The following is a 1,910-nucleotide window of genomic DNA, read 5'->3' as shown; positions in this document are numbered from 1 at the left end:
CGCGGGCCGAGGACACAGTCCAGTGCCGGGTGGATCTGGGTGAGCAGTCCGCGGATCCTGTTCGACGTTGCGGTGGCCTGTTTGGCCAGGTCGTCGTCGAAGCCGCAGAGCATGGTCAGTTCCGCGAGCTGTTCGTCGGCGATCTGGATTGAGCGCAGGGTGTGGGGCATGGTCCGGGCCGCTTCGGCGATGATGAACGCGTCAACAGGTCGGTTTTAGCCTCGCCGGGGTGCAGGTCCGCGATCCGGCGCATCGCCAGTCCGGGCAGGTATCCGACGGTGACACCGGCGGCCTAGGCAACTGCGACCGGCAACGCACCGATCGTCGCGGGCTGGTCAACCACGAGCAGGATGCTGCCGTGCCTGTTTAGTGAGGCCAGTACTTCGCGCAGCCTGGCCCCGTCGTTGGGCAACGCGTTGTCGTAGAGCTTCTTACTTGCCCGGTCCACGGCAACGGCGTGGTGCTCGCCCTTGCCAACGTCCAGGCGAATGAAGACATCGATGCTTTCGTGGTTTCCGATCACCTGTACCTCCCAGTCGCGGGAGCTGATATCTGTGCTGGACTGTCCGCGGTGTCAGAGCCCGGCATCCACGTTACGCACGACGATCCCAACCTGTCCTGCCTCTATTAGCGGTCTCTCCGGCACCTACCAGGCCCCGGTGACAACACCCCCGGATCATTGACGACTGGGGGGGTCAATCATGCCGGGGCCGGCAGGCCGGAGCAGCCACGCGCCCCTTCCACCCCGCGCCCCAGACCTGAAGCCGAGGGCGTCCCTATGTGGGCCCTAGGATAAAGTAATGTCGTTCAATTGATACAACCTTGCTGCGGCACAGGGAGGATGCGAATGCTTAGGTGGATGGTCCACGGCCTGCGCGGACACAGCTGGCCACGAATCCTGATATCGATAGCCGCGGTCGCTTACATCTTTGTCATTGCCGCACGATTCCTGGTCCCCTGGACCGAGTGACTTCACCTCGCCACCATCGGCCCGGAAGCAACCCTATCTGCAATCGCCGACAAAGTGCCCCTTTCCCGCTGAAAGAGCCTGTCGCAGAATGGTGTGTCCCAGCCCGGGCGGTGACGAGGGGACTGCTGGTCGGGGGTCGGCGTATGCCCAAGGGCCCCAAGGCCGGGGCCTCAGCCGGTTGCCGTGTGGATCTTCCGGATGTTGTAGGCGGCGGCCGCGAGATTCAGCTCGCTTCGGGCTGCGTCGAGGCCCCTGCGGGAGAATCTGCTCAGGATCGTCTTGAGGGTTCCGATGCTGGGTTCGACGGTTGCGCCGCGTCGTTTGTATGCTGCTGATCCTTCGGGTGTTCGGAGGCGGTGGGCCATCACTTCCCGCGCGTTGGCGCCGGCTGGCGGCGGGCCGGATGCCGGTGATCGGACTGCCTGGGCATGCTGTTCGCGGCCTTTGCCGAGGGCGATGATCCGGTCGGGGCCTGGTGCATTCAGGTTCTTGTTGCTGCAGTAGCCGGCATCGGCCAGGATGACCCCGATCTGGTGTTCGGGTGAGCCGGTGCTTGCATGGAGGCCCGCGGCGCGTCGGTGGCCGCGGTCATCATGGGAACGAAAGAGGGCATGTCGTTGGGCTGCTGGTTCACATTGACGGCGGCGATGACGTGGTCAGCAGTGACGGCGACCTGCGCGTTGTACCCCTGGACGAAACCCCGGCGTGTGGGCATCACCCGCGACTCCGGGTCTGTGGTGTTCGCGATGGCCTTGGGGAGGCTTCTCGTCGGGGCTTGTCCGTCGCGGGCCGCGGCGGCTTGGGCTGCAGCGACGACACGGCGTGCCCGGATAATCCGGGAGTGCTCCTCGGTCGGGACAGGCGGAGCGCCCATAGGCTTCTTCCTGCGGCGATCAACGCGGCCCTGCGATCGAGCTTGGCTTGGTGGTCGCGCAGCTCC

2 protein-coding genes and 1 pseudogene are annotated in these 1,910 nt (G+C 65.3%); all 3 read right to left on the bottom strand.

Annotation, left to right across the window (positions count from 1 at the left end):
• Window positions 1–588, bottom strand: a pseudogene (locus AHiyo1_RS00895) (IS110 family transposase); the annotation flags it as partial.
• Window positions 589–1,140: 552 nt separating this feature from the next.
• Window positions 1,141–1,455 (bottom strand): transposase, encoded by a 315-nt coding sequence (locus tag AHiyo1_RS27795; protein ID WP_340639280.1) that lies wholly within the window; start codon window positions 1,453–1,455, stop codon window positions 1,141–1,143.
• Window positions 1,452–1,844 carry a hypothetical protein gene (locus AHiyo1_RS25320; protein WP_059387309.1) on the bottom strand — a complete coding sequence of 131 codons (393 nt, stop codon included), beginning with the start codon at window positions 1,842–1,844 and terminating at the stop codon, window positions 1,452–1,454. The genes AHiyo1_RS27795 and AHiyo1_RS25320 overlap by 4 nt, the downstream gene beginning before the upstream one ends.
• Between the last annotated feature and the right edge of the window lie 66 nt (window positions 1,845–1,910).

The sequence above is a fragment of the Arthrobacter sp. Hiyo1 genome, from assembly GCF_001263615.2.
GTDB lineage: Bacteria > Actinomycetota > Actinomycetes > Actinomycetales > Micrococcaceae > Arthrobacter.
This window is presented reverse-complemented; position numbering and strand designations above follow the sequence as displayed.